The sequence below is a fragment of the Stieleria sp. genome (genome assembly GCF_041595215.1).
Classification (GTDB): domain Bacteria; phylum Planctomycetota; class Planctomycetia; order Pirellulales; family Pirellulaceae; genus Stieleria; species Stieleria magnilauensis.
Genome location: NZ_JBFHKV010000329.1, coordinates 1 through 7,813, shown reverse-complemented (window position 1 = coordinate 7,813; position 7,813 = coordinate 1). Strand labels below are relative to the sequence as shown.

Sequence of the window (7,813 nt, the reverse complement as noted above, 5' to 3'; positions counted from 1 at the left end):
CCAGCGTCGGATGGCGCGGTCGGCCAGGATGCAGAGGACTCGTCGCCTCGTCCACTACCCAGAAATTTAGCAAACACGCACCGCTAGCCGATGGACGTCGACCACAGGTCGATCCAATCCATTTCCGCAGCGTCTGATTCATCGTCGTCCTCCTCGCCCATCACGTCGGTCAGTGCGTCGATGGCCTGGTCGACACGACCGGGATCCCAATTTGCCCAGGGGGCGGGATCCGCCGGTGACAACTCAGACGGCTTGATCGGGTCAGCCATCGACGGCGAAAGCGAGTTGGATGTCTCACCGCCAGCCGGTTCGGTCATTGACGCCGCATCGGGCCCGGCCGGTAGGGTTCCAAACCGCGGTGATTCTCCTTCGCTTCCGACCTGGGCGGCGAGAGAGTTGATGATCGCGAGCGCGTCACGACTGGTCGCCAACCCGTCGCCGTTGACGTCGTAGAATTGGTACGAACTCATCTCCGGCAGCGTCGGCAACTCATTCTGACCGTCAACGGCCAGGCGATTGATCGTGATCAACGCGTCGATCAGACTCACTTCGCCGTTCCGGTTGACGTCGAAACGGTTGAAGGGGTTCTGCCAAACGGAGCCGCCGGACACATGGATGGTGGCGTCGTCTTTGACCAATCGGTGCGTGGCGTAACCGGCGACCTTGATGGGCGTTTCGAACTGCCAGCCATTTGCCAACGTCAATTGGTCCTCCGGTCCGACGTTGATGTGTAGCGAGTTGTTGGCATCGGTCATCGCGATCACCGCCGGAGCGTCCAAGTCGAGTGCCTGGCTGGCCGAATCGGTCAAATCGAGTCGTTCGATGTTTCGCAACACCACGCCACCGGACAGCTCCGGTGGAAGCAATCCACCGGCGATCAGCGTGACCGTGTCATAACCGTCTCCGCCGTCGACCTCGCCACCGGTCATTTCGGACAATGCAATTTGGTCGTTACCGTTGCCAGACCGGATGGAGACCTGCGTCGGATCGGGCAAGGATTCGACGAAGATCGATTCGCTGCGGTCGCCGGTTTCCAACGTAGCCCCACCGGGATCGCCGACAGCGGTGCTGCGCAGCGTTTCGCCGCTAATCTCGTCGATCAGAACAATTCGATCTCCTTCCTGACGGATCCTGAGGTCGCTGAGGATCGAGTCGATGTGGACGACACCGATGATTCGTCGACTGGCTTCGGCGTAGACCGGGTCACTTGGACCTCGATCAACGTTGACGTAAACCGATCCGATCAGGTTCCGGTCGGCAACAAAGTCGAGCGGGGTGCTGACCACGACGACCTGGGGCTGATCCCAATTGTCGGGCGTGAACGTCAAGACTGAGGGGGTGAACACGGCCTCGGGCACAGCCGCGCCGTCGATCGAAATCTGCACCGGAGAAAGCGGACGCGTTTCGAGCGCCAGCGAGAACGGGTCATCCAATCCGAATTCGTTGACGATCGTTGAACCGTCGGTCTCCTCCAGCCAAATCGAAGCCACGTCGTCGTCGATCACATCGACGATCAGCGTTTGTGGTTCCAGCTCATCAAACGCGACGCCGGACGTCACTGTCGCGGTCAGCGTCTCTTGAGTGTCCCCTTCAGAAGTGAAGTCGTTGATTGCGGTGGCTTCCAGAATCTGTGGGATCGACCAATTATCGGGCGTAAAGGTCAACTCCGTCGTCGAAACGTCCAATTGCGACGGGTCACTCGACGCGATCGCAATCGTGACGTCACTGATCGGTCGAACCGACAATGCCAACGACGTCACGCCGGGCGCGGCGCCTTCGGTGACCTGCAAATTCGAAGTCAGAAAGTCAAAACCGGCGACCTCGTCATCGAGCACCGAAATCGTGACCACTTCGTCGGGATGCCCGGCACCGGCAAACGTCAGATCGATCTCGCGCGTGCCATCGACGACCTGGTTGTCCATCGCAGCGATTTCAAACGCGACCGTCGGTCGACCGGGAAGGAAGGTGATCGAGGAAGGCAGTTGCAGCACGTCGGCGACCGAAGGCGTGATCGAGACGGTCATCCTCTGGAGCGTGTTGCGGGTCAATCTGGCGACGCTCCGTCGGCTGCCTTCGACGAGATGAGGCGAATCGATCAACAGACGCATTTCCGGAGTGTCGTTGTCCTGGATCGTCTCGGTCAACGTGTCGGCAATGTAGCCTGCCGATGCCACGGTGACATCAACCTGTTGATCACCGGCGACGGTCGGGTTGTCGACGACCTCCGCGGTAAAGAAGACTTCCGTTTGCGTTGCGCCGAAGCGAACACTTGCCGGCAGCCTCAGACTACTAAACGCACCGCCGCTGATCACCACGACCGCTTCGCCCTCCGGCGCGGGACGCGTGACCCGATAGGTGGCCGTGCCGCTCGATTCGGTCAATGGGTCTCCGAGACGGGTGAGCGTCAGTTGCTCGTGATCGGTAATGGTCAGCTCCGTTCGGCTCAGTTGGTACCCCGTCGCTGATGCAACCACGGAGACGATTTGGTCGCCTTCCAATTGATCGTTGTCGATCGCGGCAGCAAAGAAAGGTCGCGAGAGATGACTTCCGTCATCGAATTGCACCGCCCCCGGCACGGCCAGTCTGCCCGGGCTGGTCGACGCCAGGGTTGCCACCGTGTTGCCACGCGGGTCACTGCGACGCACTTGCATCTCGATGGTGCCGCCATTTTCCGCAATGGAATTCGATGCGGTCACCAAGGTCAATTCTTCGTAGTCGGTCACATTGACGGTGTCCGTCGCGGTGATGTATCCCGGGCCGGACGCGGTGACGGTTCCGACACGAATGGCATCGAGCGTGGAATTGTCATTGGCGGTGATCACAAAGGGATCCGACGTTGCCGCACCATCGGCAAACGTGATCGTCGCCGGCACACTCAACAATCCGGCCGGCGTGGTCCGGATCGTTGCCGTCAGCGGTTGGCTGGTATCGGTGCGTGTCAGCCGCGCCGTCGCCGTGCCGCCATTCTCACGGATGGAATCTTCGTCGATGATCAACGTCAGTGGCTCGTAGTCGAGCACGTCGAGGGTGGTCGCTGCGTCAATCATCCCGACGCTGAACGTGGTGATCGTGACGCTTTGAGTGCCATCAAGGATCTGGTTGTCACGACCGGTGAGCGTCACCGTCGCTTGAGTCTGCCCGGCGGGAATCGTGATGCGAGTGGATGAAAGCAACAGTTGGTCGGAGCGTGAGACCGCTAGGTCGACCACTGCGGATTGGCGGGCATCCAATCGTGTCAGCGTCAGCGTGACCGATGCGGAATTCTCAAACACCGTACGGGAACTCAACCGCAGGCCGAAGGTCTCGTAGTCGGTGACTTCGACAAACGCGACATCACTTTGGAAATTGCTGGCCGTCGCCGTCACGCCGACGAACTGGGGGCCGTCGAGCAGGTCATCGTCGACACCGAACACGGGAACCGTGACCGAGTCGACGCCGGCCGGGATGGTCACAAACGACGATCCGAGTCGCAATTCGGTGTTGTCCGACACAGACAACGAAACGACGATCGGCGTCGATAAATCGGCGTTGCGACGGAGGATGGTGGCGATCGCCCGGCCGCCGTTTTCGCTGATCGATCCGGGATTGATTTCGATGTCCAACAACGGACGCGAGACCGAGAACGCCGCCCGGAAGTCGCCGCCGGCGATGCCGTTGCCCGACGGCTTCTTGTCCCAGAGAAACAGGCTGTCATTGCCCGAGATCGCATTGCTGAGAAACTCACCGTCGAGCAGATCGCCGGTGGAGTTGGTGATTCCGCCGGCTTCGCCGTTGATCTCCAACAGGTAAAACCCGGCACGCAACGACTGGCCGAATTCCAAGGTTGCCACGTTGCGCGAGGGATCCCAACCGATCAATCCATCCGCGTCCGGCACCACCACATCGTTACCGTCAAAAAACGTCGCATCATCGCTTTGCAGCAACGTAAAGTTATCGGCGGTCAACGTTCCGAGATCCAGGTTCCCGGAAAAGGTGACGTCGAGCGACTCGATCGAATCATCAAAGACGTGGGTCCCCGGTGTGACCGAGACGTCAGTGACCGACGGCCCGTGGATGAATCCGCCGACGTCGACGCGACGACCGGGCCGGATCCAATCGAAATGCATTTCGTTGCCGCCAGCGGTTTCCTGGTACTGGATCCGAACCTGGTAGGTTCCGGCAATCAATCCGGGCGTCAATTCGCCGGACAAGAGCGGTTGGTTGCTGCCCCAGCCGTTGTCAAACAATTCGCCCGAATCAAACGATCCGCTGCGATCCAGGTCGATCCAAAATCGGCTGCTGTCGTCGCTCCGTGTCAACAACTGAACTCCGTCTTCGGGCACGACGACATAGCCGTCCCATTGGACGGAAAAGTTGTCCCAATTGTCGTCGTCACCGCCGGTGATTCCGACCGTCGAACGAATGCCGAATTCCGAACGCAGAAACGAAACCTTGGGATCGATGCGGGTTCCCGATATCGTCTGCGTCGCTCTCCAGTCCATCTCGTCAACGGTGCGGAGACTGGTGTTGACGTAACTACCGGTCAGCCCGGGGTTGCTGAGTGCTGCGTCGGTGAACAGGTTCGCTTCAGCGACGCTACCGGAGACCGTCACCAATTCGAACAATCGCACGTCGTGTCCGGCGACGTCTACCAAGTCCGCTTCGATGCGATAGCGTCCCGAATCGACCACGCCACGCGAGTAGAGGTTCAACGTCGAATTGAACGTCGAATTAATCGCTTCGTAGGTCGCGTCCAGTTCGGTCAAGGTGTCATCGGCGTTGTCGAACACCCCATCCGGACCGGTGCCCCGCAGCGTGTAGGTTGCCGAATGAACGCTGGGCATGCTCAATTGATCATTCATCCGCACGACAAAGCGACTGGCGTTATACGGGTCTCGAATGTACGAGACGCTTTGGACCCGCGCCGGCGTCGTGTCGGTCCCGCTGATCGTCAATCGGGTGACAAAGTCCTCGGCCGGCGAGGTCGCGCTGCCGCTGCGATCGGGGAACGCGTAATCCGCTTGCACCAATCCGTTGAGCGGGTTGCCGGCCAGATCGGTGATGCCGCCGGTGCCGCTGACCAACCGGATGGTGTAGTTACCCGGCGTCAGCGGCGAGTCGGCCGTCCAGACGACGGTCGAATCGAGTGGATTGACGACGGCGGTCCCTGCGATCACGCCCGCCGACGAATCGCTGACGACGATGTTTTCCGGCGTCAGAGTGGTTTCGTCTAGGACGCTGTCAAAATAGAACGTGATTTGCCGGGTGCTGTTGACGACGTCGCCGTTGTCGGGGTGCATCGCAATCACCGTCGGACCGACCGAATCGATGGCACGCCCCGGTGTGACTTTCAGTCGGTAGTTCCCGGCCGAGCTCAACTTGCCTTCGATGCGAACGGTGATGGTGTCGTCGCTGGCAAAGGTCCAATCCAGAAACGGATCGACACTCTTGATCCCGCTGTTGCCGTCGGTCGCATCGTCGCTGGTCGCAATCAGCGACCCGTCGGACGCAAGAATCGACATCACGCTGTCGAGCGGGTATTGGAATTCCGCGGAATCGATGTCGAACGTCAATCGTTGGCCGGCGGCCACATCGACGGTGTACTGGTCGACGTCGCGGTCGCTGTCGATCATTGCGAACACGACCACGCGGTCGTTCTTGGTCGCGTCGGCCGGCTCATCGACCACCGACAGTGTTCCTTCCCAATAGTTCGTGATCGCCAATTCGTTGTCGCCGTCGCCGTCGAGATCCGCGACCGCTCCGACCGCTTCGCCGTTGCCGGTTTGAATGGAGATCGGTCGGGTGAAGGTTCCGTCGGGGCTGCCCAGTTGAACCTTGAGCGTGTTGCCGAACCCGCCGACGATCAGATCTTCGAATCCGTCTTGGTCGATGTCATCGGAGGAGATGAAGTGTGTGGTGATTCGCGTGTCGTGAAACGCATCGAGGACCGGTAACCCCGACGCATCGGACAGGAACACGCGCACGGCCCGGTCCTCTCGATACACGACGGCCAGGTCGTCTCGACCGTCATTATTAAAATCGTCTGACGTCACACTTTCGGGTCCGTCCCCGGTCGCAAAAACGACGGGACGATTGAATCCGCCCGCTCCGTTTCCGTACCAGAGCGTCAGGTCATCGCTGGTGAGGTTGGTGCTGACCAAGTCTTGGTTGCCATCGCCGTCGAAGTCCCCCGAGGACACACCGTGGGGTGCCGTCCCCGTCGACAACTGTTCCAGAAAACTGAACCGCCCGTCACCGTTACCGGTGTAAACGCGGATCGAATTGTCGTTGCGGACCGTGGTGGCAAAATCCAGGACGCCATCGTTGTTCAAATCCGAAACGTGCAGCCCGTTGGGATTGCCGAACAGGGGATAATTGAACGCGGGAGCAAACGTGCCGTCGCCGTTGCTGATCAACACGGAGACGCGTTGGGCGCCGTTGACGATCATCGCGATGTCGTCGTCACCATCTTTGTCGAAGTCACCGACTTCTAACACATCGGTCCACCATCCCAGGTTTCCGCCGGCGGCGATCGTCAACGGAGCCCCCAGGGTGCCGTCGGCGGCGGCGATGAAGATCTGCAAGCTGTCGTCGGTGTCACTGGACATGACGATGTCGTCTCGACCGTCATTGTTAAAGTCACCGGCGGCCACATCGGTCGGCCGATCGCCGACATCGTGAAGGGCGGTCGGCGAGTAATCGATCGACATTTCCCGCAAGTAGCTGTCCAGGGAAACCTGGCCGGCACTTTCGGTTTGTTCAGAGACGTAGACTTGGGAGCCCGGTTGAAGGATGAAATCCAAGTAGTCGCGGACGTCATAGACTTGATTGCCCGGACGCCGCGAATCGGTTCCTTGAAAGGCATAGGTGCCGCCGACCGGTAGATACTCGGTTGTCCCGACATACGACATGAAGGCTTGGACGTCACGGGCGTGCGGCAGACCGGTCGCGTGACCGAATTCGTGGTTCACCGTCGTGGTGGTCAACCGCCGCAAGACCGTCGCGGAGGTTTCCCTGGCACTGTTGACCGTGTTGCCATTGCTGCTCCGTACACCGCGATAGCCGCCGCCGAAACCGCCCGCTCCGATGTCGCCGAAATTGCCGATCCCCGAGGCGACGCGTTCTTTTCCCGCCGCAGGTTTGTCGCGAGTCGCTTCGGCATCGTAGACGCCGTAACGTGAATCGAAGGTTCCGAGGTAGTAATCGATCGCTTCGGGAACGGCGTACGGTGCAACGCGATCAAATCCCAGGTACGCATCGGTGCTGTCGAAGTCCATGAAGTGAACGGCGTTGTCCCGCTGCAACGAAAAATCGGTGATCGTCACATACTCGACCGCGTAGGCTCCCGTACCGATCGGACTGTCGGCGAGGACCTCCAAGAAGTAGCTGCCCGGCACCAGGGCATCGTCGACCTCGGTCGAGATCCGGCCGTTGGGTGAATAGATCAACTCTTGGCCGAATGCGTTGTAGAGCCGCATTTCTTTGCCGCTTTCGACGATTTGTTCGCTGCCGCTAAGTTGCAGGTCGAACCGCAGAAATTCGATGTCGTCGATTTCGAATTGAAAGAAGTCGCGATCGGAGGGACCATCAAGGATGCCGACGAAGTTTCCTCGATAGGACGTGGTATCGAGCTGTCCGGCCGTTTCGAAGGAGTCGCCGAGGTCGGGGAATGCCTGAGCGTCGTCGACCAGATCAACGACCATCGCGTAGTCACCGGAGACGGGGCCGGATGAGTTTGCGCCCGAGAGCGCGACGAAGACTTGTTGGTCGTCTTGGATTTGCAGAACGATTCCGGTTCCCGATTGGTTTTCGCCGATCACGTTGCCCAGCGAAT

The 7,813-nt window shown here is 59.9% G+C and carries 1 protein-coding gene; it reads right to left on the bottom strand.

Annotation, left to right across the window (positions count from 1 at the left end):
* Nucleotides 1–83 precede the first annotated feature (83 nt).
* Entirely contained in the window at nt 84–7,799 is a 7,716-nt protein-coding gene (locus ABX749_RS14265; protein WP_372896568.1) for an FG-GAP-like repeat-containing protein, read from the bottom strand.
* Nucleotides 7,800–7,813: the final 14 nt, after the last annotated feature.